The sequence below is a fragment of the Mycobacterium triplex genome (assembly GCF_000689255.1).
Taxonomy (GTDB): Bacteria; Actinomycetota; Actinomycetes; order Mycobacteriales; family Mycobacteriaceae; genus Mycobacterium; species Mycobacterium triplex.
Genome location: NZ_HG964446.1, coordinates 1,291,155 through 1,317,135, shown reverse-complemented (window position 1 = coordinate 1,317,135; position 25,981 = coordinate 1,291,155). Strand labels below are relative to the sequence as shown.

23 protein-coding genes and 3 pseudogenes are annotated in these 25,981 nt (G+C 67.9%); 15 read left to right on the top strand and 11 right to left on the bottom strand.

All coding sequences use genetic code 11. The features are described from left to right. Nucleotides 1-2: 2 nt before the first annotated feature. The 9 genes and pseudogenes from BN973_RS06110 to BN973_RS06070 all read right to left on the bottom strand — a co-directional run bounded on the left by BN973_RS06110 (nt 3) and on the right by BN973_RS06070 (nt 9,867). Nucleotides 3-1,163, bottom strand: coding sequence for a glycosyltransferase family 4 protein (locus BN973_RS06110; protein ID WP_036466602.1), 1,161 nt, complete (start codon nt 1,161-1,163; stop codon nt 3-5). Between the two features lie 77 nt (nt 1,164-1,240). Then, nucleotides 1,241-1,765 carry a DUF3592 domain-containing protein gene (locus BN973_RS06105; protein WP_139830259.1) on the bottom strand — a complete coding sequence of 175 codons (525 nt, stop codon included), beginning with the start codon at nt 1,763-1,765 and terminating at the stop codon, nt 1,241-1,243. Then, entirely contained in the window at nt 1,762-3,411 is a 1,650-nt protein-coding gene (gene menD / locus BN973_RS06100) for a 2-succinyl-5-enolpyruvyl-6-hydroxy-3-cyclohexene-1-carboxylic-acid synthase (protein ID WP_036466600.1), read from the bottom strand. The genes BN973_RS06105 and menD overlap by 4 nt, the downstream gene beginning before the upstream one ends. Before the next feature lie 98 nt (nt 3,412-3,509). Continuing rightward, nucleotides 3,510-4,454 (bottom strand): hypothetical protein, encoded by a 945-nt coding sequence (locus BN973_RS06095; RefSeq protein ID WP_198048896.1) that lies wholly within the window; start codon nt 4,452-4,454, stop codon nt 3,510-3,512. Between the two features lie 25 nt (nt 4,455-4,479). Further along, a complete protein-coding gene (locus BN973_RS06090) occupies nt 4,480-5,274 on the bottom strand; it encodes a V-type ATP synthase subunit E family protein (RefSeq protein WP_139830260.1) in 795 nt (264 codons plus the stop codon). Nucleotides 5,275-5,423: 149 nt separating this feature from the next. Beyond that, entirely contained in the window at nt 5,424-6,212 is a 789-nt protein-coding gene (locus BN973_RS06085) for an alpha/beta fold hydrolase (protein WP_036466598.1), read from the bottom strand. After that, entirely contained in the window at nt 6,209-7,126 is a 918-nt protein-coding gene (locus tag BN973_RS06080; protein WP_407067587.1) for an o-succinylbenzoate synthase, read from the bottom strand. The genes BN973_RS06085 and BN973_RS06080 overlap by 4 nt, the downstream gene beginning before the upstream one ends. 50 nt (nt 7,127-7,176) lie before the next feature. Then, entirely contained in the window at nt 7,177-8,781 is a 1,605-nt protein-coding gene (locus BN973_RS06075; protein WP_036466596.1) for an amidohydrolase, read from the bottom strand. A gap of 14 nt (nt 8,782-8,795) precedes the next feature. Next, a pseudogene (locus BN973_RS06070) lies at nt 8,796-9,867 on the bottom strand (IS110 family RNA-guided transposase). Between the two features lie 283 nt (nt 9,868-10,150). Between BN973_RS06070 and fadD8 the strand changes: the two are divergent. Continuing rightward, the gene (gene fadD8, locus BN973_RS06065) at nt 10,151-11,752 is read left to right on the top strand and encodes a fatty-acid--CoA ligase FadD8 (RefSeq protein WP_036466595.1); all 1,602 of its coding nucleotides are present in this window, start codon (nt 10,151-10,153) and stop codon (nt 11,750-11,752) included. A 77-nt stretch (nt 11,753-11,829) separates the two neighbouring features. Here fadD8 and BN973_RS06060 read toward each other — a convergent pair whose 3' ends face one another. After that, entirely contained in the window at nt 11,830-12,729 is a 900-nt protein-coding gene (locus BN973_RS06060; RefSeq protein ID WP_036466592.1) for a TIGR03619 family F420-dependent LLM class oxidoreductase, read from the bottom strand. Between the two features lie 56 nt (nt 12,730-12,785). After that, nucleotides 12,786-13,409 carry an NADPH-dependent F420 reductase gene (locus BN973_RS06055; RefSeq protein WP_036466591.1) on the bottom strand — a complete coding sequence of 208 codons (624 nt, stop codon included), beginning with the start codon at nt 13,407-13,409 and terminating at the stop codon, nt 12,786-12,788. 95 nt (nt 13,410-13,504) lie between these two features. Between BN973_RS06055 and BN973_RS06050 the strand changes: the two are divergent. The 14 genes and pseudogenes from BN973_RS06050 (at nt 13,505) to BN973_RS05985 (ending at nt 25,973) form a co-directional block, all read left to right on the top strand. Continuing rightward, nucleotides 13,505-13,983 (top strand): annotated as a pseudogene (locus tag BN973_RS06050) (MarR family winged helix-turn-helix transcriptional regulator). 61 nt (nt 13,984-14,044) lie between these two features. Beyond that, nucleotides 14,045-14,503, top strand: a complete 459-nt coding sequence (locus BN973_RS06045) for a nitroreductase family deazaflavin-dependent oxidoreductase (protein WP_036466590.1) — start codon at nt 14,045-14,047, stop codon at nt 14,501-14,503. A 2-nt stretch (nt 14,504-14,505) separates the two neighbouring features. Next, the gene (locus BN973_RS06040) at nt 14,506-15,408 is read left to right on the top strand and encodes a 1,4-dihydroxy-2-naphthoyl-CoA synthase (protein WP_036466589.1); all 903 of its coding nucleotides are present in this window, start codon (nt 14,506-14,508) and stop codon (nt 15,406-15,408) included. A gap of 112 nt (nt 15,409-15,520) precedes the next feature. Then, nucleotides 15,521-16,417 carry an SDR family oxidoreductase gene (locus tag BN973_RS06035; protein ID WP_036466588.1) on the top strand — a complete coding sequence of 299 codons (897 nt, stop codon included), beginning with the start codon at nt 15,521-15,523 and terminating at the stop codon, nt 16,415-16,417. 36 nt (nt 16,418-16,453) lie between these two features. Beyond that, the gene (locus BN973_RS06030; protein ID WP_036466587.1) at nt 16,454-16,861 is read left to right on the top strand and encodes a VOC family protein; all 408 of its coding nucleotides are present in this window, start codon (nt 16,454-16,456) and stop codon (nt 16,859-16,861) included. Nucleotides 16,862-16,958: 97 nt separating this feature from the next. Further along, nucleotides 16,959-18,144, top strand: a pseudogene (locus BN973_RS06025) (anion permease); the annotation flags it as partial. 35 nt (nt 18,145-18,179) lie between these two features. Then, nucleotides 18,180-18,470 (top strand): hypothetical protein, encoded by a 291-nt coding sequence (locus BN973_RS06020; RefSeq protein ID WP_139830181.1) that lies wholly within the window; start codon nt 18,180-18,182, stop codon nt 18,468-18,470. A 51-nt stretch (nt 18,471-18,521) separates the two neighbouring features. Beyond that, nucleotides 18,522-18,845, top strand: a complete 324-nt coding sequence (locus BN973_RS06015) for a DUF3349 domain-containing protein (protein ID WP_036466583.1) — start codon at nt 18,522-18,524, stop codon at nt 18,843-18,845. Between the two features lie 68 nt (nt 18,846-18,913). Beyond that, entirely contained in the window at nt 18,914-19,978 is a 1,065-nt protein-coding gene (gene menE / locus BN973_RS06010) for an o-succinylbenzoate--CoA ligase (protein WP_232232184.1), read from the top strand. Between the two features lie 11 nt (nt 19,979-19,989). After that, a complete protein-coding gene (locus tag BN973_RS06005; protein ID WP_036472090.1) occupies nt 19,990-21,342 on the top strand; it encodes a hypothetical protein in 1,353 nt (450 codons plus the stop codon). A 5-nt stretch (nt 21,343-21,347) separates the two neighbouring features. After that, nucleotides 21,348-22,592: an APC family permease gene (locus BN973_RS06000; protein ID WP_036466581.1), complete on the top strand. Its 1,245-nt coding sequence runs from the start codon at nt 21,348-21,350 to the stop codon at nt 22,590-22,592. A 387-nt stretch (nt 22,593-22,979) separates the two neighbouring features. Further along, nucleotides 22,980-24,224, top strand: coding sequence for a PPE family protein (locus tag BN973_RS05995; protein WP_036466580.1), 1,245 nt, complete (start codon nt 22,980-22,982; stop codon nt 24,222-24,224). Nucleotides 24,225-24,236: 12 nt separating this feature from the next. Continuing rightward, nucleotides 24,237-25,601, top strand: coding sequence for a PPE family protein (locus BN973_RS05990; RefSeq protein ID WP_036466579.1), 1,365 nt, complete (start codon nt 24,237-24,239; stop codon nt 25,599-25,601). A gap of 24 nt (nt 25,602-25,625) precedes the next feature. Then, entirely contained in the window at nt 25,626-25,973 is a 348-nt protein-coding gene (locus tag BN973_RS05985) for a DUF732 domain-containing protein (protein WP_036466578.1), read from the top strand. The last annotated feature ends 8 nt before the right edge of the window (nt 25,974-25,981 follow it).

Sequence of the window (25,981 nt, the reverse complement as noted above, 5' to 3'; positions counted from 1 at the left end):
CGTCACTCGCCTTGCGCGTGTTTGCGCTGCGCGTTGCGGGCGCGAGCCCGGGCAATTGGGGATTGCACGGCCGTGTAATGGCCGAGCAGCTCGTCGCAGATAGCGGGCCACGTGCGGGCGAGCACGCTCTTGCGTGCGGCGTGCGAATAGCGCGGACGCTCGGCCAGCAGATGCCCCACCGCCTCGGGCAGTCGCTGCTCGAATTCATGGACTCCCAACAGCAATCCGGTGCGCCACGGGGTGACGAGGTCACGCGGTCCGCCGGCGTCCGGCGCGATCACCGGCAACCCTGAGGCCAGCGCTTCCTGAACGACCTGGCAGAAGGTCTCGTGCTCGCCGGTGTGGACGAAGACGTCCATGCTGGCGTACGCCGCGGCGAGTTCGGCACCGTACATGGCACCGGTGAAAAGCGCTGTGGGCATTGCGGATTGGAGCTTCTGCTGGTCGACGCCGTCGCCGACGATGACGAGCTGCACGTCACCGGCCGCGGCGAGCCCGGCGAGGCGTTCGACATGCTTCTCCGGCGCCAGCCGGCCGACGAAGCCGACGATCGGCTTGCCCTCGGGCGACCAGTGCCGGCGCAGCGCCTCGTCGCGTGCCGACGGCGCGTATCCCATGATGTCGACACCGCGCGCCCAGTGATGGACCCGCGGGATTCGGTGGGCAACAAGCGATTCCATCGTCGCAGTGGAAGGCGCCAGGGTGCGGTCGGCGAGCCGGTGCAGATGGCGGAACCACGCCCACGCCGCCCGCGTCGTGATCCCGATGCCGTAGCTCTCGGCGAAACCCGGTACGTCCGTTTGGTAGACGGCGACCGTCGGCACCCCGAGGTAGCGCGCGGCCCGCACGCCGCCGTAGCCCAGCAACGCCGGCGATGCGAGGTGCATCACATCGGGCTGGAATCCGCGCAGCACCTTGAGCAATCGCGGCCGGGGCACACCCAGCGGCAACGTGGTGACCTTCGGGAACATTCGCGACGGCACCCGGTGCACCCGGATGCCGTCGTGAATGCGCTCGGCGGGAGGTTCACCGGGCGGGGTGTCGGGGGCGATCACCAGGGCCTCGTGGCCCGTTCGACGCAGATGCTCCAGCACCCGAATTACTGAATTACTGACACCGTTGACATGCGGCAGAAAAGATTCTGCGACGATTGCAACGCGCACCCGGCCATGATGTCAGCACTGCCTGTCGCTCAGGTTGCCGACTGGCATACGGGGCGCGAAATCTGCTGCCTAATGCGTTATGCCTCTTTGCTATCCACACTTTTGGCCGCGTCGCGACGGTCCAATCGCCTGTCTATCAGCGCCAGGCCTACCAGCACAACCAGTGTGACGAGCCAGCTGACGACCGCGATCGACCCCGCCGGGATTATCGCCAGGCCGGCGTTGCGGTGCTGCACCCGCACCAGGTTCGGGTCATTTTTGTTGTATTCGACGTATATCCGCATACCCTTGGCCAATTCGGACGGATATAGCACACCGAGCTCGGGCCGGTAGGTGACTCGCTCAGGAGTGACGAATTCGATCGTGGAGCGGCGCGGTCCGGCACTGAGCACCTCCGCCTGCGCCACACCCATGTTGTGCCGGATCGCGAGGTCGTTGCGCCAAGCGCCGGCCACCAGCAACACCGACTGCAGCGTGACCAGACCGGCGATGATCAGCACCGTGATCCGCGTCAGCCGCAACGCAATCCGCGCGGGCGTCGTCGGCGGCTCATCGCTGCGGCCGTGGATCAGCATGCGCAGCAATGTTTTTGGCGACATCACAAGGAGGCCTTGATGGCCGCATGGAGTCCTCGCAGCGAGGAGCGGTCCGCCTTGACCTCCAGCACCCGCATGCCCGCACCCGATTCGCCCAGCGCCGCGTCCAGCTCGGCCACCTCGATCTGGCGGCTCTCGACGTGATACGCGCGGCAAAGCGCGCCCACGTCCACGTCGTGCGGGGTGCCGAAGATGCGCGTGGACACGTCGGAGAACCTCGGGTCACCCTGCTCCAGCAATTCGAAGATGCCGCCGCCGTTGTCGTTGGACACCACGATGGTCAGATGGCGCGGCGTCGGCTCGGTCGGGCCGATCAGCAGGCCGGAACTGTCGTGGACGAACGTCAGGTCGCCGATCAGCGCGACGGTGCGGGCGGGGTTGTCGGCCGTCCCGCCGCGTTCGTGAGCCAGCGCCGCACCGATCGCGGTGGACACCGTGCCGTCGATGCCGGCGACGCCGCGATTGGACCGGACCCGGATGCCGTGGGTGTCCAGCCCCACCAGCGCGGCGTCGCGGACCGGGTTGGACGCCCCGAGCACGAGCTGATCGCCCGGCCGCAGCGCATCCGCCACGGCGGCGGCGACGTGCAGGCCGGTGGTCAACGGGTGCGCGGCGAGCTGGTCGCGGACCGCCGCGACCGCGTGCCGGTTCATCTGGGCGCAGCGGTCCAGCCACGCCGGATTCGGCGTCCCGGTGGTGACCGCCCGGGTGCCGGTGGCCTGCGAGTTCCCCGAGACGTCCGGCCAGCGCGGGCCGGTGGTCAGCGCGTAGACCGGCACCTGCGGGTCGGCCAGCAGCGCCGAGACCGGACGATGCAGGGTCGGGCGGCCGAGCATGATGACCTGCTTCGGGTGCAGCAGGGACAACGCCAGCGGGTGCAGCGGGTTGGCCGCCGGCGGCGCGGTCGGTTCGGCCACGGTCGGCAGCTGCGCGAGAGTGGGCTGCACGCCGGCGCCATGCCCGGCGATGACCACGGTGTCGGGCGTCAGGTCGATGTCCAGCGGCTGGTCGAAGGAGACCGGCGGCGTATAGGTCCACGGTTTACCGTCCGGCCGGCCCTGCGGCGTCACCGCGCCATGCGGTTCCGGATCCGGCACCAGCGGCTCGCGCAGCGGGATGTCGAACTGTACCGGGCCGGCGTTGGCGGTGCGCGAACCCGTGGCGGCCGCCAGCACCCGGCAGGTGGCCGATCGCCAGGTCGCGTTCAGCGAATCCAGCCGTTCCGGCGCGTCCTCGGCCAGACCGAGGCTGATCGTGGCGCGCACCTGGGTGCCGAAGTAGCCCAGCTGTTCCATGGTCTGATTGGCCCCGGTGCCCAGCAGTTCGTAGGGCCGGTTGGCCGACAGCACGATCAGCGGCACCCGCGCGTAGTTCGCCTCGACCACGGCCGGACCGAGGTTGGCGACGGCGGTGCCCGAGGTCATCGCGACGCAGACCGGCGCACCGGCGGCGATCGCCAGGCCGATGGCCAGATAGCCGGCGGTGCGTTCGTCGATGCGCACATGCAACCGGACGCGGCCGGCGCGATCGGCGTCCTGCAACGCGAACGCCAGCGGGGCGTTGCGCGAGCCGGGGCATAACACCACGTCGCGAACGCCCCCGCGGATCAGCTCGTCAACGACGACGCGAGCCTGTGTCGTCGAGGGATTCACTCCTACAGGGTGTCACAGGCCTCTCACCTCGCGTCGCGCGTGGAGCAGTTGGGCTGAATCCGCGTGATGCACCGGAGTCGGCGCCGGGCGCGAAGAAATCAGGCCCCTCCGACCTCATCGTCGGCCGGTGGACTCTTGACGACGCTGATCTTGTCGCGCCGAACAGCCGTCTCGATCCGGGCCTGAATCTCATTCAGCCCCGACAGGACCTCCCCGCGCACCTTGAACAACTCCCTGACTTCGGCCTCGGCGCGCTCCTTGAGCACCTTCGCCTCGCGCTCGGCGGCGGTGAGCAGACCGGCCGCCCTCAGACGACTCTCCTTCTCGTACTCCGCAACCTGCGCCTCGACCTGCTCCCAACTGGACTTGATGTGCTGGTCGAGACGCTGCTGCGTCTCGCGACGGCGACGCTCCTCCTCCTCGGCGAGCTGGCGTTGAATCTCCCGGCGATGCCGTTCGGCCTCGTCGGCGAGACGGGCCCTCTCGTTGTATGCGATCCGTAGCACCTCTTCGGCCTCCGCCTTGGCGACGGTCAGAATTTCTTCGCGGCGGGCGGCCGCGGAAGCCTGGAGATCGTCTAATGCGACACCGGCGGCGGCACGTTCCTGACGCGCCAACTCAACCTGCTCGTGCAGCTCACGGGTCAGCGCCTCGGCCTCTTCCCGGGCCATCTCCTTGACGCGACGCGCCTCTTCGGAGGCGACACGCATCATCCGCGCGATACGATCCGACATGCCCTCTACCGACTCAATCGGACCGGACAGGCGTTCGATGTCACCGCCTAATGCGGCGATCTCGGCGGTGAGTCGTCCGTGCTCGGTCTGCGCGTCGGAGACCTCGCGCCGGAGCTTATGGACGTAGTCCTGCAGGGACCCGATCTCACCATGAATGCGCTGAATGTAGCCGGTCACTTGAGCGCGATTGAAACCGCGCATTTGCACCTGAAACGTGGGGAATTCTTTTGACGTCTGCATTTCTGCGGCTGCTGAAGAAATTGCTTGCTCAGCAGGTTGTGTTTCGTCCTGGTAAACGTGGGCGGTCACAGTTCTCTCCTGCAGCCAGTTCGAGCTAACCGACATCGTCCAGCGGCTCGCGAGTGACCTCCACCGGATGAGCCGAATAGGCGCGGCCAGCGGCGGCAACGTCCAACGGAGGGGACGCCAGAGAAGAGGCCAAGGATATCGACGGTATTCGATCGGCCGGTTCGACAGCGCCCTCCAGGGCATTGAACTTGTCGTAGAAGTGCTTCAGCTGGGCGACGATCTTCTCGCGCACTTCAACGAGTTCCTCCAGCTTTGCCTGCGCCGCCGCGCACTGGGCGTCGACATCGCGCTGCACCTGGGCCAACATCTCTTCCGCCCGATTCTCGGCCTCGGCCAGACGCTGCGCGGCGCTCACGGATGCCTGCTCCCGCAGACGCGAAATGTCATCCCGCAGTTGCTTACTCCGCGTTTCCATGTCGGCCCGCAGCTCGGCCGCCTGCTGATGCTCTAGCTGGGCTTCGGCGACGATTCGGGCGGCGCGGTCCTCGGCCTCAGCCCGAACGGTCGTGGCGAACCGTTGCGCCTCGGCGCGAATCTCTTCGGCCTCCACCATCGCGGCGTTGAGAATTCCGGAGAGTCGGTCTCCCAGATTCCTTATGTCAACGGGGATCGTCCCGGCCAATTCGGTGAAGCGCGCCGACGTCGACTCCAGCACCGCATGGGACCTGCTCAGCTGGTCGCGAAGCGTGGTGATCCGCGAATCGCGTTGTCCGGCCGGCGCCAGCAGATCGCCTTGGCCTTCAGCGTGCCAAGACAATTGTTCTAATCCAATACTGACCCGCATCCGCTTTGGTTCCGGATATACATCGCTCGCGCGCACGGGACGCACTTTAACTGATCGGCCCAGTTCCGGTGGCGGCGAAGGTATTAACTTGATGTGAATAAGTCCGCCAAGACTAACTCTTGAATCGAGTACGCTAACCACTTAGACTCACGAATTTTGTACTTTGGGTGGCTAACTGTCGACGCTCAAGCCTTGACGTCGGAGAAGAACTTCAGCGCCACGCTGTTGACCGCCTCGGGCCGCTCCAGGAACCCGAGATGACCCGCGTCGGGGATCTGCACGTAGCGGCCGTTGGGCAACGCGTCGGCAACCTCGCGCCCGAGGTGCGGCGGGGTGATCACGTCGTCGGCGAAACCCATCACCAGCACCGGGGTGGTGATGGCGCGGTACGCCGCGAGCCGGTTGGTCTGCGGGGACACGCTCAGTTGGGTCCGCAGCCCGGGGGTGCGCTTGACCGGCCAGGCGCGAAACATCGTGATCCAGTCGGCGACGAGCACGTCGTCGTTGATCGTCTTGCGCGAAAAGTTTTCCAGCACACGGACTTTCGCCTCGTAAGCGGGCGGCAGTTCGATGTTCGACGCGTACAGCTCCTGCTCGCCCTCGTGAAAGCCTTGACGGGCGCGGTCCAGGCGGCCACGGGTGGCCATCAGCACCGCGGCGGTCACCAGCTCGGGGCGGGCCACCATCAACTCCTGGGCGATGAAGGCGCCCATCGACACCCCGACGATGCGCGCCGGGGCGGCGCCCAGCGACTCGATCAGGGACGCGGTGTCGGCGACCATGGTTTCCGTCGTGAACCCCTCGGCGTTCTCGGTGGCGCCGATCCCCCGATTGTCGAAGGTGATCACGCGATAGCCGGCCGACATGAACGCCGGGACCTGATGCGGTAACCAGGTGCGCCCGGGGCCGCCGCTGCCCGAGATGAAGACCACGGGCTCACCGCTGCCGCGGTCGTCGTACGCCAGGTTGATCACCCGGACGACGGTACAAGGAGCGGATAGCAGGCCTTGACCCGGTCGATCCACCACTGCCGCCGCTCCGGTGGCGCCTGCAGCGCGGCCAGCCGCTGCGGGTCGGGGGTCACCGACCCGACCGGCAGAGCGCCGTCGACGGGCGCGGCGACGTCGACCACGTCTTGTTGGAACAGCCCGCCGGTGCCGAGCCCGCAGGCGTGCCGCAGCTGCGGTAACGCCGCCGCGGCGGTCAGCCCTGCGGCGATGCCGACCGCCGAGTCCAGCGCGCTGGAGACCACGACCGGGATGTCGATCTGCGCGGCAATGTCCAGCAGGGCCGAAACCCCGCCCAACGGAGCGACTTTGAGCACCGCGATATCGGCGGCGCCGGCGCGGACCACGGCCAGCGGGTCGTCGGCCTTGCGGATGCTTTCGTCGGCGGCGATCGGCACGTCGATGCGCCGCCGCAGCTCGGCCAGCTCGTCGATGGTGGCGCAGGGTTGTTCGAGGTATTCCAGCGGACCGTGGATGGTCAGCACGGCCGCGGCCAGCATCGCCTGCTCGACCGTCCAGCCGCCGTTGGCGTCCACCCGCACCGTCGACACCACTTCGCGCACCGCGTTGACCCGGGCGACGTCGTCGGCCAGCGTCTGCCCGGGCTCGGCGACCTTCACCTTGGCAGTCGAGGCGCCGGGAAAGCGGGCCAGCACCGCACTCACCTCGGCGGCGGGCACGGCCGGCACGGTGGCGTTGATCGGGATGCGGTCTCGGTGCACCGGTGGCGGCTGCCGGTAGGCGCCCTCGATGCCCGACGCCAGCCACGCCGCCGCCTCGGCGGGCCCGTACTCGACGAACGCCCCGAATTCGCCCCACCCCGCCGGGCCTTCGATCAGCGCGACTTCGCGGGTGGTGATGCCGCGGAACCGCACCCGCATCGGCAGCGCCACCACATGCAGGCCGTCGAGCAGCTCCTGCAGGCTGGGCGTCACCGGCTGTAGACCCGGCGGCCCGCCAGATACGTCGCGCGCACGTCGAGTTCGGCGATCTGCTCGGGCGGCACCGTGCGGGGGTCGGCCGACAGCACCACCAGGTCGGCGTACTTGCCGACCTCGAGCGAGCCGACGACGTCGTCGGCGAACAGCTGCCAGGCGGCGTCGATGGTCTGCGCGCGGATGGCCTGCTCGACAGTCAGCCGCTCTTCGGGTGCCAGCACTCGGCCGCTGGGCGCCGTGCGGGTCACCGCGACGCTGATGTTGCGCAGCGGCTCCTCGGGTGTGACCGGCGGGTCGTTGTGCAGCGAGATGCGCATCCCGGTGGCCACCGCGGATCCTGCTGGCATCCAACGGGATCCGCGCTCCTCGCCGAACAGCCCGTCGACGATCACGTCGCCCCAGTAGTGGATCTGGTCGACGAAGATGCTGCAGGTGACCCCGAGGTCGGCGGCGCGCCGCAGCTGCTCGGGGCGGATGGCGCCGACGTGCTCGAGCCGCAGCCGATGGTCGTCGCGCGGATGGTTGCGCAGCGCCTCTTCGTAGACGTCGAGGATGGTGTCGACACCGGCGTCGCCCTGCACGTGACAGGCCATCTGCCAGCCCAGCGGGTAGTAGGCGCCGACGATCTCGCGCAGCTGCTCGGCGGTGTAGTTGGCGCAGCCGCACGAACCCGCTGGGATGCCGATCGTCCGGGTGGCCTCGGTGTCCAGGTACGGAAAGGACAGGGCGATATTGCCGATCCATGGCGACCCGTCCACCCAGATCTTGATGCCGACCTGGCGCAGCATGTCGTCGCCCTGACCGGGGGTGGCCGCGGTGGCCATCTGCGGGTTGGACACCTCGTAAGTGCGCAGCCGGACCGTCAGCCGGTCATGCAACTGGGCGACCAGCGGCCCGAAGTTCGGATCGAACGCCATCTCCGAGCAGGTGGTCAGCCCCGCCCGGTTGAGCCGTTCACACTCGGCGAGCAGCATCGCCGGGTAGCTGTCGGCCGAGATGGCCCCGCCGAGCAGCGGGAACACCGCGGCGATCTCCTCGGCGGTGCCGTCGAGGTCGCCGTTGGCGTCGCGACCGTATTTGGCGCCCTTGGGATCCGGGGTATCGCGGGTCAGCCCGTTTTGCTGCGCGGCGTGCGAGTTGAAGAAGGCCTTGTGCCCGGAGTTGTGGATGATCACCAGCGGGCCGTCCGGCGCGATCTCGTCGAGCCAGGACAGCGTCGGGTCGGGCAGGCCCGATTGCAGCAGCGCGTCCCAGCCGTTCAGGTAGGCGCCCGCCGATCCGCGCCGCGCGACCTCCCGACGAATCGCGGCGACGACATCGTCGGGGTCGGGGATGGTGACGGGGCGGATGTCGACGATGCGGTCCGACAGCGCGACGGCCTCCATCAGCGGATGACCGTGTGCCTCGATGAATCCCGGCAGCACGCAACCGTCGCCGACGTCGACGGTTTGGGTGTCGGCGCCGATGAACTCGGCGACCTCGGAGCGAGTGCCGACGGCGATGATGCGGCCATCGGCGATGGCCAGCGCCTCGGCGGTGGGTCTCGCGTCATCGACGGTCAGGATGGTTCCGGTAACGACGAGATCTGCCAGCGCCATGGGTTTCTCCTATGTCAAGCCGCTGCCGGTTGGCAAGGCTGGATTCGGTTGTGGTGGTCGGTGTGGAGGTGGTGGAACACGACACGGGCCAGGCGGCGTTTGAGGCAGCGCAGGGCCTCGGGCCTGGAGTCACCAGCGGCGAGCCGGCCTCGGTAGTAGGCCCGACCAAGGCCGTCGAGGCGGATTTGAGTGACCGCGATACGGTGCAGAGCGGCGTTGAGTTGACGGTTGCCCGAGCGAGTCATGCGCACGCGGCCGGCGGTATTTCCCGACCAGACCGGGATCGGGGCTACCCCGGTGTGGCGGGCGAAGGCGGCCTCGCTTTTGAAGCGGGTGACCCCGGCGGTTTCACCGATGATCTTGGCCGCGGTCAGCTCGCCACAGCCGGGCATCGCCAAAAGCGCCGGAGCGATCGCACGGACGCGCTCGCCGATACGTTTGGTCAAGGCATTGATGGCTTCGGTGAGTCGGGTGATGTCGGCCAACTCCTCGCGGGCCAGCTCGGCGACCAGACCACGCTGGGTAGCCAACCAGTCACCGAGCAAACCTGCGGTGCTTGCTCAGATCCAGCGACGCCGGTTTCGGTGCTCGGCCCGGATCAAGTTCGTGCACGCGCCACAACAACCGGTTGATCGTCGAAGTACGTTGCCCCACAAGGTCTTCACGGCGGTCCACCAGCAGCTTCAGCTCCCGCGACACCTCGTCGTGGGAGGCCACCGGAAGATCGGGCTCACGCAGGTAAGCTCGCGCGACGGCCAACGCATCGATCGGATCAGACTTGCCTCGGGTACGCGCCGAGGCCCGGCTCTGAGCCATCAACTTCGATGGAACTCGCACCACCTTCTGATCGGCGGATAACAGGTCGCGCTCGAGGCGGGCTGACAAGTGTCGGCAATCCTCGATCGCCCACACCAGCTCGACCCCGAACTGACTGCGAGCCCATCGCACCACCTGGCGATGACCTGAAGTCGTGGCTGCAACGACCTTCTCGCCGACTTTGCGGCCCACCTCGTCCACGGCGACGAACGTATGCGTGCGCTTGTGTACATCGGCTCCAACAACAACCATGGAGGTTGCCTCCTTCACTGTGAGGTGACGGTTGGGCCGGTCGGCGGACACATCTCAGTGGGGGGCGACGCCACGCTCCTATCAAGTCACGCCGGCCGGTCCTTCACACCTGATGCCGACAAAACCCATGAACGCCAACCCGAGGGCGGCAGCGACGCTACGAGCCAGACACCAGGTGATCAGGATCCAACCACCGCAACAAGCGGCAACCTCACCCTGACACTGAGTAGCGATCCTAATGATCCCCGGCGTCCGCGAGGGTGCGGCTGACCCGAATTGCAACACGTTCTAGTCTGACGCTATGAGTGACGACCTGTTGCGCCATCCGACCCATAACGGCCATCTGCTGGTGGGCGCGCTCAAGCGCCACAAGAACCGGCCGGTGCTGTTTCTCGGCGACACCACGCTGACCGGCGGCCAACTCGCCGAGCGGATCAGCCAGTACATCCAGGCGTTCGAGGCGCTCGGCGCCGGCACCGGTGTCACGGTGGGGCTGCTGGCGTTGAACCGTCCCGAGGTGCTGATGATCCTGGGCGCCAGCCAGACCCAGGGCTACCGGCGTACCGCGCTGCATCCGCTCGGCTCGCTGGACGACCATGCCTACGTGCTGTCCGACTGCGGCGCCAGCTCGCTGATCGTCGACCCCAGCCCGGCGTTCGTCGAGCGGGCGCTGGGGCTGCTGGAAAAGGTCGAGTCGCTCAAGCAGATCCTGACGATCGGCCCGGTCCCCCGGGCACTGGACGGGGTGGCGGTGGACCTCTCGGCCGAGGCGGCCAAGTACGAGCCCAAGCCACTGGTGGTCGCCGAGCTGCCGCCGGACCACATCGGCGGCATGGCCTACACCGGCGGCACCACCGGCAAGCCCAAGGGCGTGCTGGGCACCACCGGCAACATCGCCGCGATGACCCAGATCCAGCTCTCCGAATGGGAGTGGCCCGAGCGTCCGAAGTTCCTGATGTGCACGCCGCTGTCGCACGCCGGCGCGGCGTTCTTCACGCCGACGGTGGTCAAGGGCGGCGAGATGGTGGTGCTGGGCAAGTTCGATCCCGCCGAGGTGTTGAAAACCATTGAGGAGCAACGTATTACGGCCACCATGCTGGTGCCGTCGATGCTGTACGCCCTGATGGACCATCCGGATTCGCACACCCGCGACCTGTCGTCGCTTCAGACCGTCTACTACGGCGCCTCGGCGATGAACCCGGTGCGGCTGGCCGAGGCGATCCGTCGGTTCGGCCCGATCTTCGCCCAGTACTACGGCCAGTCCGAGGCGCCGATGGCGATCACCTACCTGGCCAAGGCCGATCACGACGAGAAGCGGCTGACCTCGTGCGGACGCCCGACCCTGTTCGCCCGGGTGGCGCTGCTGGGTGAGGACGGCAAGCCGGTGCCGCAGGGTGAGCCGGGCGAAATCTGTGTCAGCGGACCGCTTTTGGCGGGCGGCTACTGGAATCTGCCCGAGGCGACGGCCGAGACGTTCAAGGACGGCTGGCTGCACACCGGCGACATGGCCCGCGAGGACGAGGACGGCTTCTACTTCATCGTGGACCGGGTCAAAGACATGATCGTGACCGGCGGCTTCAACGTCTTCCCCCGCGAAGTCGAGGACGTGATCGCCGAGCATCCGTCGATCGCGCAGGTGTGCGTGGTCGGGGCGCCCGACGACAAGTGGGGCGAGGCCGTCACCGCCGTGGTGGTGCTGCGCTCCGACGCGCCGACGGACGATGCGGCGATCGAGAAGATGACCGCCGAGATTCAGGCCGCGGTCAAGGAGCGCAAGGGTTCGGTGCAGTCGCCCAAGCGGATCGAGGTCGTCGACGCGCTGCCGTTGACCGGGCTCGGCAAACCGGACAAGAAGGCCGTCCGGGCGCGGTTCTGGGAAGGCGCCGCCCGCTCCGTCGGCTGAGTCGATGGCCGAGTGCCCCGGCCAGCCGGGCGCTCGGCGGGGAGGCCCCCGACGGGGAGGCCGCCGCTCCCCTGCCGTCAGGCCTTCCCCCGCTCACCCCATCGGGCGACTACCTGACTGGCGAAGTCGAGCATCTGACCCAGGCTGGGGAACATTGCGAAGGCATCCACGATCGCCTCATCGGCACCGGACCCGGCGAGGCGCTCTAGCCTGCCGACAACCGACTCAACCGACGTGCCCGGGTCGAGGTTGATCCGCATGGCCGTCTTCAGCGCGTCCGGATCGCGGCCGGCGTCCTGCGCCGCACGGCGCGCGATCGACCACAACTGGTCGGTGACCTCCGCCTGCAACCCTTCGACCCCGAGCCAGCCCGTCCCGCTGCGGCCGACCCGGCGCATCGCGGCCTCGCTGGCACCGCCGATCCAGACGGGCGGACCGCCGGGCTGGACGGGCCGCAGGTCGGCGTGGACCGGCGGCAGTGAGAAGAACTCGCTGTGCCAGGACACCGGGGTGGTCGTCCACCACTCGTGCAGAAACGCCAGCAGGTCATCGAGCATCCGCCCGCGCCGGTGCCAGTCCGCGCTGCGGGCGATGTCGTGCTCGTCCTTCATCCACCCGATTCCGACGCCGACGTCGAGGCGGCCCTCGCTGAGCACGTCGAGCGTGGTCAGCAGCCGCGCGAGGTGGACCGGCTCGTAGTAGAACGTGCTGAGCGTGCTGGCGTTGAGCCGAACCCGGCTGGTCGCCGCCGCGGCGACGGTCCACAGCAGCACCGGATCGAGGTAGCGGGTCATCTGCGGCGGGTACGGCTGCTCTTTGCCCGGATAGATGCTGTGCATGTCGACGGGCGTGACCAGGCGATCGCCGACCCACAGCGTGTCGTAGCCGAGGTCTTCTAGTCCGCGGCAAAACTCGGTCAGACCGGCGGCGCTGGTGATAGCGGGCCCGACTATGGGAAGTGCGAAGCCAAGTTTCATGGCGAGAGTCCTCTCATTCGGTGATCGATCAACCACTGCTCGGGCGGCGCCGCGGCTCAGCCGGGCACGGCGGCGCCGAGGGCGAAGTCGAAGTTCCCCACCCCGTGGCGGGCGAGGCCCATGACGACCAGGCCCGTTGCTTCTAGCCAGTGCGCCATGTTCAAGCCACCCACGTCCAACGGGCGCAGCCCGAGGCTCTCGATGAACTCCGCCATGGCGGCCTTGGCGCGCGTGTCGTCGCCGGCCATGAAGACGTCGAGCGGCCGGCCCTTTTCCAGGACCACACCGAAGATTGTGTTGAACGCCTTCACCACGCTGGCGCTGGCCGGGGCCGCCTTGGCGACTTCTTGCGCGACGGAGGTGTCGGCGGGGATGGCCAGCCCGTCTGCCGTGGAATTGAAGGGGTTGCTGATGTCGACGATGACCTTGCCCGCGAGGGCGTCCCCATACTGGGTGACGACCGGAACGACGTTGGCATACAGCAGGGACACGATGACGATGTCGCCGGCCGGGACAGCCCCGAACTCTCCCGTCGTTGTGCTGCCGCCGAGAGTCTTGGCCAGGTCAGCGGCCTTGGACTGATCGCGGCCGATGATCTCGACGGTGTTGCCGCCCGCTACCGCCAGCGCGCCGATGGTCCGGGCCATGTTGCCGGTGCCAATGATGCTGATGTTGCTCATGAGACGTCCTCTCTTGGGTGACTCGAAAAGGTTGACTCGTCCACCTTAATCGCATGTTTGTTGATGCGTCAACCAGTCGGCTAGGGTGTTGCATGATGGAACCGAACTGGCTCAACCCTCGCGAAGAACGCGCCTGGCGGGCCTTCATGCACGCGCACCATCGGCTCGACGTGCACCTGAACCGGGGCCTGCAGGAATCGGGCCTGTCCGGGTCCGACTACCAGGTGCTAGCGGTGCTCTCGGAGCACGACGGGGACCGCATGCCCGCGCGCGACCTGCGTAACGCACTGGGCTGGGAGAAGAGCCGCGTGTCCCATCAGGTGCGGCGCATGCAGGACGACGGCCTGATCTGCCGCGAGCCCAACCCCGACGACGCCCGCAGCACCATGGTCTGCCTGCTGCCGGCCGCGCCGCCATCGAGAAGGCGGCGCCAGGGCACGTGGAGGACGTCCGCCGTAACTTCATCGACCTGCTCAGCCCGGCTGAGCTCGATATGCTCGCCGCTCTCAACGAACGAGTCCTGCGCCACCTGACCAAAGACGACGACTCCCCCGTCGAGGACGAGCCCCTATAGCCGTGGGCGCACGTGTCGAACCCTTCCTGGGGGCGCCGCAAAGCTGACTACTGTTGCTGTCATGGCGCGTGCTGCTGACCCCAAGCCGCCCTGGTGGCTGAAACCTGCGAACAAGGTCTTCATCCGGATGTCGCGGCTGGGGCTGAGCTTCGGCGGCGAGAGCCCGGTCGTGCTGACCGTGCCTGGTCGTAAATCTGGACGCCCGCGGTCGACGCCGGTGACCCCAATGACAGTGGATGGCCGAGAGTACGTCGTCGCCGGTTTTCCCGGTGCCGACTGGGTTGCCAACGTCCGGGCCGCCGAAGAGGTCACGGTGGCTCGCGGCCGCAAGATCCGGCGCGTGCGGATGGTCGAGTTGGCTGCCGAGGATGCCCGCCCGCTGTTGCGGGCGTTCCCTGAAGAAGTGCCCACCGGGGTGGGATTCATGAAGCGGGCCGGCCTGGTCGACGAGGGACGCCCGGAGGAGTTCGAAGCGTTGGCAGGCCGCTGCGCGGTATTTCGACTGGACGGAGTTCAATAACCTTGAGCGACAATCCTTTTCACGCCGACGTCTGGAAGCCCGTTGACGGGTTCGGCGATCTGACCGACATCACGTATCACCGGCATGTCACCGACGCCACCGTGCGGGTGGCGTTCGACCGTCCCGAGGTGCGTAACGCGTTTCGGCCGCACACGGTCGACGAGTTGTACCGGGTGCTCGACCATGCCCGGATGTCCCCCGACGTCGGCGTGGTGTTGCTGACCGGCAATGGCCCCTCACCCAAGGACGGCGGCTGGGCGTTCTGCTCCGGCGGTGACCAACGAATTCGGGGCCGCAGCGGCTATCAATACGCCTCGGGCGAGACCGCAGAGACAGTCGACGCGGCACGCGCTGGCAGGTTGCACATCCTCGAGGTGCAGCGGCTGATCCGCTTCATGCCCAAGGTGGTCATCTGCCTGGTCAACGGCTGGGCGGCCGGCGGCGGGCACAGCCTGCACGTGGTCTGCGACCTCACGCTGGCCAGCCGCGAGCACGCCCGCTTCAAGCAGACCGACGCCGACGTCGGCAGCTTCGACGGCGGTTACGGCAGCGCGTACCTGGCCCGCCAGATCGGCCAGAAGTACGCCCGCGAGGTCTTCTTCCTGGGCCGCACGTACACCGCCGAGCAGATGCACCACATGGGCGCGGTCAACGCGGTCATCGACCACGGCGAGCTGGAAAAGGCGGGTGTGGAGTGGGCCGCCGAGATCAACGCCAAGTCCCCGCAGGCACAACGGATGCTCAAGTTCGCGTTCAACCTGATCGACGACGGCCTGGTGGGCCAGCAGCTGTTCGCCGGTGAGGCCACCCGGCTGGCCTACATGACCGACGAGGCCGTCGAGGGCCGCGACGCGTTCCTGGAGAAGCGCGACCCGGACTACAGCCCCTTCCCGCGCTACTTCTGAGGTCGCGCCCATCGAGTTCTCGGGGCTCGGCCAATCGAGGCTGTAAATCTGCAGTGGAAGTTCGAGTATGGGCTGCAGGGTTACAGGCTCGGCGAAACTAGACTCCGGGCCTGTGAGCAAGAGTCCCCTGCGCCGGTTCGCCGACCAGATCGTGCTGGCCAGCATGCGGCCGCCGATGTCACCGCAAGTGCTGGTCAACCGGCCCGCGATCAAGCCGATCGAACTCGACGGCAAGCGGATCGTGATGACCGGGGCGTCGTCGGGCATCGGCGAAGCCGGTGCCGAACGGCTGGCCGAGCACGGCGCCACCGTGGTGCTCGTCGCCCGCCGCCAGGATCGCCTCGACGCGCTGGCGGACCGGATCACCGCCGCGGGCGGCACGGCGCTGTCGATGCCCTGCGACGTCTCGGACATGGACGCCGTGGACGCGTTGGTCGCCGACGTCGACCGGCGTCTCGGCGGCGTCGACATCTTGATCAACAACGCCGGCCGGTCCATCCGACGGCCGCTGGCCGAGTCGCTGGAGCGCTGGCACGACGTAGAGCGGACCATGGTGCTCAACTACTACGCGCCGCTGCGGCTGATCCGCGGGTTCGCGCCGGGCATGCTGGATCGCGGCGACGGCCACATCATCAACGTGTCGACCTGGGGGGTGCTGTCGGAGGCCTCGCCGTTGTTCGCGCCGTACAACGCGTCCAAGGCCGCGCTGTCCGCGGTGAGCCGCGTCGCCGAAACCGAGTGGGGCCGCCGGGGTGTGCACTCGACGACGCTGTACTACCCGTTGGTGGCCACGCCGATGATCGAGCCGACGAAAGCCTATGACGGGTTGCCGGCGCTGACGTCGGAGGAGGCCGCCGAGTGGATGGTCACCGCCGCCCGCACCCGGCCGGTGCGGATCGCGCCGCGGATGGCGATCGCGGCCCGGGCTCTCGACACCATCGGACCCCGTTGGGTGAACACCCTGATGCAGCGCCAGAACCTGCAGCCCAACCGCGCCTCCGACAGCTGAGCGGGGTCGGACCGCAAACGTGATAGACACGAGACCATGGAGATCTTGTTCAGCCGGATGCTGCTTCGGCCGGCTGATTATCAGCGGTCGTTGACGTTCTACCGCGACGAAATCGGACTGGCCATCTATCGCGACTATGGCGCCGGCACAGTGTTTTTCGCGGGTCAGTCTTTGTTGGAGCTGGCCGGCTGGAGCGACACCGACCACTCCCGCGGACCCTTCCCCGGCGCGTTGTGGCTGCAGGTCCGCGACATCGAGGCGACCCAGGCCGAACTGACCGGCCGCGGGGTGCCGATTGCCCGTGCAGCGCGCCGCGAACCGTGGGGCTTGAAGGAGATGCACGTGACCGATCCGGACGGTATTACCCTCATCTTCGTCGAGGTCCCCGGCGACCACCCGCTACGCCGCGACACCCGAGGTGAACAACAGGGAACGACCGGTTAACTGATAGGTAACATCTGGCGACGGTTCAAAAATTACCTGAGTTTCACCGCTGTCAGCATTCGACAATTTAATCCCCCTACCACCAGAATCAGGCCCTGTGGACATACAACTGTTCCTCTTGATCATTGTCGTAGTCACGGCATTGGCTTTCGACTTCACCAACGGCTTTCATGACACCGCGAACGCCATGGCGACCTCGATTGCCAGTGGCGCGCTGAAGCCCAAAACAGCCGTCGCGCTCTCCGCGGTGCTGAACTTGATCGGTGCGTTCCTGTCGACCACCGTCGCGGCCACCATCGCCAAGGGCCTCATCGATTCCAGCATCGTGTCGCTGGAACTGGTGTTCGCCGGCCTGGTCGGCGGCGTCGTCTGGAACTTGCTGACCTGGCTGTTCGGTATCCCCTCGAGCTCGTCGCACGCGCTGATCGGAGGCATCATCGGTGCCACGATCGCGGCCGTGGGAACACGCGGGGTGATCTGGTCGGGCGTGATGTCCAAGGCGATCATCCCGGCCATCGTGTCGGTGTTCGTGGCCCTGCTGGTGGGCGCGTGCGCAACCTGGGCGGTCTTCCGGATCACCCGCGGCCTGCAGAAGGACCGGACCGAAGCCGGGTTCCGGCGCGGCCAGATCGGCTCGGCGTCGCTGGTCTCGTTGGCGCACGGCACCAACGATGCCCAGAAGACGATGGGCATCATCTTCCTGGCGCTGATGTCCTACGGCTCGGTCAGCAAGAGCGCCGCGGTCCCGCCGATGTGGGTCATCGTGGCCTGCGCCATTGCGATGGCCACGGGTACCTACCTGGGCGGCTGGCGGATCATCCGCACCCTGGGCAAGGGACTCGTCGAGATCACGTCGCCGCAAGGCATGGCCGCCGAATCATCCTCGGCCGCAGTCATTCTGCTGTCCGCTCACTTCGGCTACGCGCTGTCCACCACCCAGGTTTGCACCGGTTCGGTGATGGGCAGCGGACTGGGCAAGCCCGGCGGCGAGGTCCGCTGGGGCGTGGCCGGCCGAATGGCCGTTGCCTGGCTGGTGACGCTTCCGCTGGCCGGCCTGGTCGGCGCGGTCACCTACTGGATCGTCCACTACATCGGCGGATACCCCGGCGCCGTCGTCGGCTTCGGACTCCTGGTCGCGACCTCGGCCGCCATTTACGTCCGGTCGCGCAAGAACAAGGTCGACCAGCACAACGTCAACGACGAGTGGAAGGGCGACCTGACCGCCGGTCTTGACGAGAACAAGCCGTCCAGCGGGGCCAAGGTGGGCGCCACTGCCGGTTCCGACGACGTGAGTGTGGGGTAGCGTCCGATGAACGAATTGAGCGAGTGGTTCAACTACGAAGCAACCCTGAAGATCCTGATCTTCAGCATGCTGGCCGGGGCCTTCCTGCCCGGGCTGTTCGCCGTCGGGATCCGGCTGCAGGCGCTCGGCGCCGGCGGCGTCGGCACTGACGGCACCACGTCGCAGCCGAACCCGGTGCTGTCCGGCCTGGCTTGGCTGATCTACACGCTGGTGGTGGCCGTGATCATTATTGGCGTGCTGTTCATCGCCCGCGATTTCATCGCGCACCACACCGGGTATCCCTTCTTAGGGGCCAAGCTTAAGTAGCATCGAATCGTTGTCCACCGAACTACCGAGCCCCCGGGCGGAGTTGATCGAATGAACCGATTCCTGACCTCAGTCGTCTCGTGGTTGCGCGCGGGCTATCCGGAGGGCATTCCCCCGACGGATACCTTCGCCCTGCTGGCGCTGCTGGCCAACCGACTGACCAACGACGAGGTCCGACTCGTGGCCAACGCGCTGATGGAACGCGGCGATTTCGACAACATCGATATCGGCGTGATGATCAGCAAGCTGACCGACGAGCTGCCGTCGCCCGAGGACATCGAGCGGGTCCGGGCCCGGTTGGCCGCCCAAGGCTGGCCGCTGGACGACCCTCACGATGACGAGGACGACGAGCTCGATGGCGGAGCGCACGCATAGCTGTTCTGCGTGCGCTCGGCGTCTCACCCGGCTCCGCTGCCGCAGTGCTGCTGCCCGCGTTGGAGCGGGTGCTGGCCGGTCGTGAGTCGGCCTTCGTTGCGGTGCAACCGGATTGCGAGTTGCCCGCATTGCGGATAGGCGAGGCGATCGACGACGACGTCGCGTTGGTTGTCGCGACGTCCGGCACCACCGGTAAACCCAAGGGCGCCTTGCTCTCTGCCGCGGCACTGGCAGCCAGCGCGGCCGCCACCCATGACCGTCTCGGCGGACCGGGCAGCTGGCTGCTGGCCCTGTCACCGCATCACATCGCGGGAATCCAGGTGCTGGTGCGCAGCGTCCTGGCGGGTTCGACGCCCGTCGAGCTGGACGTCTCCTCCGGGTTCGACACCGCCGAATTGCGGAGTGCGGTAAGCAGATTGGGCTCCGGCCGCCGATACACCTCGCTGGTCGCCGCCCAACTGGCCAAGGCTTTGGCCGATCCGCCGGCCGCGGCCGCGCTCGCCGAACTCGACGCCGTCCTGCTCGGCGGCGGCCCGGCACCGCGACCGGTGCTCGACGCCGCGGCGGCCGCGGGGATCGCGGTGGTGCGCACCTACGGGATGAGCGAGACCGCGGGAGGCTGCGTCTACGACGGTGTCGCACTGGACGGAGTTCGGCTGCGGGTCGACGCCGGGCGCATCGCAATCGGCGGCGCCACAGTGGCCAAGGGCTATCGCAACCCGGTTGATCCCGACCCGTTCGCCGAGCCGGGCTGGTTCCGCACCGACGATCTGGGCTCGATCGAGGCCGGTGTGCTGACCGTGCTGGGCCGCGCCGACGACGCGATCAGCACCGGCGGGCTGACGGTGCTGCCGCACCCGGTCGAGGCCGCGCTGTGCACTCACCCCGCCGTCGGCGACTGTGCGGTGTTCGGCCTCGGCGACGACAGGCTGGGGCAGCGGGTGGTCGCGGCGATCGTGGTGCGGGACGGTTTCGGCCCGCCGACGCTGGACGCGCTACGCGCACATGTCGCCCGCACCCTGGACAACACCGCCGCGCCGCGCGAGGTGCACATCGTCGACGCGCTGCCGCGCCGCGGCATCGGCAAGGTGGACCGAGCGGCGCTGGTGCGCCGGTTCGGCGCCGATCAATAGGCTTGTCGACCGTGAGGATTGCCCGCCGGGACATGCTGGCCGCCGCGGCCGGTGCCGCTCTGGTCGCGGCGGCGGTGGTGCTGCCGTCGCTGGGCTGGGGCATCAGACCGCGCCTCGACCTCGGCGCGGAGCGCTTCGCCACCAATGCCGAGTCCGAACCACTGTTCGGCGCCTGGGAGGTGCACGCCAGCTGGGGAACCGGGCCGGCGATTCTGCTCGCCGTGGCCATCGTAGTGTGGGGACCCGTTGTCGCACAGCGCCTTTCGTGGCGAACGTTGACGCTGGGCACCTGGACGGTGGCCTGCGGGTGGGCGTTCGCGCTGGCGATGATCGACGGCTGGCAGCGCGGCTTCGCCGGCCGGTTGACCACCCGGGACGAATACGTGACCCAGGTGCCCAGCATCACCGACATCCCGGCGGCGGTACGCACGTTTTCCACCCGGATTCTCGACTACCAGCCGAATTCCTGGATCACCCACGTGTCCGGGCATCCGCCCGGCGCACTGTTGACGTTCGTCTGGCTGGACCGAATCGGTTTGCACGGCGGCGCATGGGCGGGTCTGCTGTGCCTGCTGGCCGGCTCGAGCGCGGCGGCAGCGGTGCTGGTCGCCATCCGGGCACTGGGCGACGAGCAGACGGCGCGGCTGGCCGCCCCGTTCGTCGCGATAGCGCCGACGGCGATCTGGGTGGCGGTCTCGGCCGACGGCTACTTCGCCGGTGTCGCGGCGTGGGGCATCGCGCTGCTGGCGGTGGCCGTGCATCGACAGGTTCGCTTTCCCGCGCTGGTCGCGGCCGCCGCCGGGCTGCTGCTCGGCTGGTGCGTATTCCTCAGTTACGGCCTGGCGCTGCTGGGCCTCGCCGCGGCGGCGGTGTTGGTGTCGGCCGGCGACTTTCGACCCGCGCTGCGGGCTCTGGGCCCGGCCACCTTGACCGCGTTGGCGGTGGCGGTGACCTTCGCCGTCGCCGGGTTCTACTGGTTCGACGGCTATACGCTTGTGCAGCAACGCTATTGGCAGGGCATCGCCCACGACCGGCCGTTCCAGTATTGGTGGTGGGCCAACCTGGCTTGTGTGGTGTGCGCGATCGGCCTGGGCGGTGTCGCGGGCATCACCCGGGTGTTCGACGCTGCCGCCATCCGCCGTCGCTCCGGCTTGCACTTGCTGTTGCTGGCGATGCTGGCCGCGATCGTCTGCGCCGACCTGAGCATGCTGAGTAAGGCCGAGGTGGAACGGATTTGGCTGCCGTTCACGATATGGCTGACCGCCGCGCCCGCGCTGCTGCCGGTGCGGTCGCACCGGGTGTGGCTGGCGATCAACGCCGCCGGTGCGCTGGTGGTCAACACCGTGATGGTCACGCACTGGTAGGTGGAGTGGAAGATCAGCCCGGGCTGGCGCGTCGGCTCCATACGACCGACGCGGTGGTGATCGGGCTGGGTTCGATGATCGGCGCCGGAGTGTTCGCCGCGTTCGGCCCGGCCGCGCGGGCCGCCGGCGCGGGGCTGTTGATCGGGCTGGCGCTGGCCGCGGTGATCGCCTACTGCAATGCCACCTCGTCGGCGCAACTGGCCGCGGTGTATCCGATGTCGGGTGGAACGTATATCTATGGGCGGGAACGCCTCGGCCCGTGGTGGGGCTTCATCGCCGGGTGGGGATTCGTGATCGGCAAGACGGCATCGTGCGCGGCGATGGCACTCACCGTCGCCGCCTACGCGGTTCCCGGTGCGCACGTGTGGGTGCAGCGGCTTGTCGGGGTCGCAGCCGTGGTCCTGCTGACCACCCTGAACTATCGCGGCGTCACCAAGACCGCAATGCTGGCCCGGATACTGTTGGCCTGCACCCTGATCGCCCTGGCCACCGTCGTCCTGGGCATAGCGATGGGCCACCCGGACCCGTCGCAGCTGAGCGGCTCGTGGTTCCGCGGCTCGATCTACGGGGTGCTGCAGTCGGCGGGGCTGCTGTTTTTCGCGTTCGCTGGGTATGCGCGGATCGCGACGATGGGTGAGGAGGTCCGCGACCCGGCCCGCACCATCCCCCGGGCGATCACCATCACCCTGGCGATCGCGGTGGTGATCTATCTGGTTGTCGGGGTGGCCGCGCTGCTGGCCGCCGGGCCCGAGCGGCTCGCGAATGCCGTTGCGCCACTGGCCGAGGCGATCCGGGCCGCCGGCGCCCCCGCCGTGCTGGTGCCGGTGGTCTCGGTCGGGGCGGCGCTGGCCAGCCTGGGCGCACTGCTGGCGCTGATCGCCGGGCTCGGGCGCACCACGCTGGCGATGGCCCGGCATCGGGACCTGCCCGGCTGGCTGTCGGGCGTGCACCCGACCCACCGGGTGCCACACCACGCCGAGGTCGCGGTCGGCGTGGTGGTCTGCCTGCTGGTCAGCATCGTCGATTTGCGTGGGGTGATCGGCTTTTCGTCGTTCGGCGTGCTGGTCTACTACGCGATCGCCAATGCCGCCGCGTATACGTTGCGCCGGCGGCGCGTGGTGAAAGCCTGCGGGCTGGCCGGGTGCCTGCTGCTGGTCGCCACCTTGCCGTGGGAATCGGCGGCAGCCGGGCTGGCGGTTTTCGGCGTCGGAATCGCCGGGCGCGCGGCGGTTTCGAGCCGGCGAGCCTAGCGCATCCAGTCCCGGCGTTTTTGGGTCGGCGCCTTTGCCGGTGAGGATCCGAATTATTGGTGGGGAGATTTAAATTAGCGACATCGTCGGCCGGTATACGTCGCCTATGTGTTTTATATGTGTTCACTCTGTCGAGTTTCGACGTTTACGCGAGGTAGACCGGGTCAGCGGCGCCTTTTGCAGCGCGAGCCGTCGAATCGCATCCCGGATACGGGCCGCGTCATGACGGCCAAAGTGGGCGGCCACTTTTCCGGTGGGGCTGGCTAGCGTACTGGCCACGAGAGTGGCTCTACATCGACTGGCGATCGGCGCAAGTCGCTCAATGTTGTTGACGTTCAACGATGTCGGCGAAACGATGCCGATCCGGCAGCCGGCGGAGGGAAGGCAATGGATTTCGGAGCGCTACCTCCGGAGATCAACTCCGGCAGAATCTACACTGGGCCGGGGTCGGCGCCGCTGCTGGCAGCCGGAACCGCCTGGGACGGGTTGGCCAGCGAATTGCGTTCAACGGCAGCGGCTTACGGGTCCGTCATCGCAGAGCTGCTAAGCGGGTGGCATGGGCCTTCGGCGACGTCGATGTTGGCCGCGGCAGCTCCGTACCTCTCGTGGCTGGAAAGCACTGCGGCGCAAGCAGAGCAGACCGCACTGCAAGCAGCGGCGGCGGCCGGCGCCTTCGAGGCCGTCTTCGCGGCCACCGTCCCACCCCAAGTGGTCGCGGCAAACCGGACGTTGTTGGCGTCGCTGATCGCGACGAACATTTTGGGCCAGAACACCCCGGCGATCGCAACCACCGAAGCTCAGTACGCCGAGATGTGGGCCCAGGACGCCGCCGCGATGTACGGCTATGCCGCCGCCTCGGAAGTTGCGACTCGGCTGACTCCGTTCACCGCACCCCCGACGACCACCAACGACAGCGGGACGGCCGCCCAGTCGGCCGCGGTCGCCGCCGCGGCGGAGTCCGCGGCCGCGTCCGATGTCCAGACGGCGCTGTCAGAAGCGGCCGCTCAGGCTCCGGCAGCGGTGCAAAGCCTCGCCGCGAACGCGGCAGCGGTTGAACTTCCCTTGGGCCTCAAGGACATCACCGGAATTCTGAAGACGTTCAACGGCTTCATGACCAACTTCGTGTCCGGCCCGTACAACCCGCTCGGGATCGCGGGCCTGTTCAGAAACTGGTACCAGGTCGCGATCAGCATCCCGTCGGTGGGCACAGGTATCCAAGGCATCGGCCCGCTCCTGCACCCCAAACCCCTGCTTGGGGTGTTGGCGCCGTTGCTGCACAGCGACCTGCTGACGGGTGCCGGCGCACTGCACCCCGCGGGTGCGGTGGCGGCCGCGGCGGGTCGCGCCGGCACGGTCGGCGCGTTGTCGGTGCCGGCGAATTGGGCGTCGGCCGTTCCGGCGATCAGAACGGTCGCGTCCGAGCTGCCAGAGACCATGCTCGATGCGGCACCCGTGGTTGCCGCCAACGAGGGCATGTTCGCCCCGACAGCCCTGTCGAGTCTGGCCGGGCGCGCTGTCGGCGGAACTGCCACCCGCGCCGTTGCGCCCACCGTCCGTGTTCCCGGTGCCGTGGCACTCGACGACATCGCGACGACCTCCACGGTCATCGTGATACCGCCGAACGCGAAATAAGGAGAGGCAGCAATGGTTTTCGCGGATTTCGCAGTTCAGCCACCGGAGCTGATCTCCGGTCTGCTCTATTCGGGCCCGGGTTCGGGTTCGTTGTTGGCCGCCGCGGCGGCGTGGGAGGCGCTGGCCGCTGAATTGCATTCCACCGCCGCCTCGTACGGCTCGGTGATTTCGGAACTGGTCGGCGAGTCGTGGGCGGGTCCGTCATCGGAGGCCATGGCGGCGGCAGCGGCGCCGTACGTGACGTGGATGTCGACCACGGCGGGTCGGGCGGAAGAGGCGGCCTCCCAGGCGCTGGCCGCGGCCGCCGCCTACGACAGCGCGTTGGCGGCGGCCGTGCCCCCGGCGCTGATCGCCGAGAATCGCGCCGAGCTGCAAACACTGTTGCAGACCAACATCTTCGGCCAGAACAACGGGGAGATCGCGGCCACCGAAGCCGAATACGGCGAGATGTGGTCTCAGGACGTCGAAGTGATGTTCGGCTACGCCAGTTCCTCGCAATCCGCCGGTGAGCTGACAGCCTTCACCGACGCGCCGCAAACCACGACCGAGGCCGCACCGGCGACGCAAGCCGCCGCCGCGGCGGCGGCACAACCTCAGTCGCTGTCGTCATGGCTGACCGAGCTGCAAAACTACATCAACTCGCTCACCGGCCAGTACGCGACATTTTGGCAGCAATTGATCGGCGGGGTGACCGGGAGCCCGGACGTCGCTCCGCTGTGGGAGGCGCTGTACTCCAGCATTTCTTCTATCGGCAGTCAGGGCACCTGGACCAACGTCGTCAATGCCAGTACCAGCCTTGGGGTTTCGCAGTGGAAGAACTTCTTCATCTACGCGCCATGGAGTGCCGCGATGGCCAAGTCCTCGCTGGGCGCCGGCCTGGCTTCGCCAGGGCATGTCGCGACTGCCGGCGCGGTGCATCCCGTGGCGGCGGTGTTGGGCGGCGCGCCGACGGTGGGATCGATGTCGGTGCCGCCAAGCTGGGCGACCGCCACCCCGGCGATCAGGCTGACCTCGACCGCGCTGCCGGCCAGCGTGGCGGCGGCGCCCGCGGCGGAGTTTTCGGCCGGGCTGATCAACGAGGCGACCCTGGGCAGTTTGGCGGGCGGCGCGCTGGGCAGCCCGGTCTCGCGCGTCGTCAGCTCGACCGGCATCCAGGCCCGCGCGATCACCGGCGAGCGCCGCGTCGGGCCGGTCAAACTCGACCGGGTCATCGCTCAACTGCAGGAACAGCCCGACCAGGTGCAGCACTGGAGCGTCGATGAGGCCGGGCTCGACGACCTGGTTGCCAGACTGACCACCACACCCGGCGTCCACGCGGTGCACGTCACAGACGATTCGCAAACCCCGGTCATTTCAACCGAATCCAAGCTGGGATAGCACGGGCCAACCGATGGAGGAATTATGAAATTGCTGCCAACCGTTTTCGGCATCGCGCTGGGAATCGTGATCGCGGTGCCTGCGCACGCCGAAACCGGCGTCGACGAGGCGGCCGTCGATGACAACAACGAGGTCTTCCTGGCGGACCTGCATGCGGTGGGGATCAGCTTCCAGGATCCGGGCCAGGCGATAACCGCGGGAAAATCGGTGTGCGGGTTGATCTCTCGCGGCGTGTCCGGTCTGCAGCTGCTCAACGATCTCAAGGCGAACAATCCCGCGCTGACCACCAGCGGCGCCGCCCAGTTCGCGACGATTTCGGCGAAGTCGTACTGCCCGAAACAGCTCGAGGAGGGCACCAGCGGGAAGGGTTGAGTGCGCGG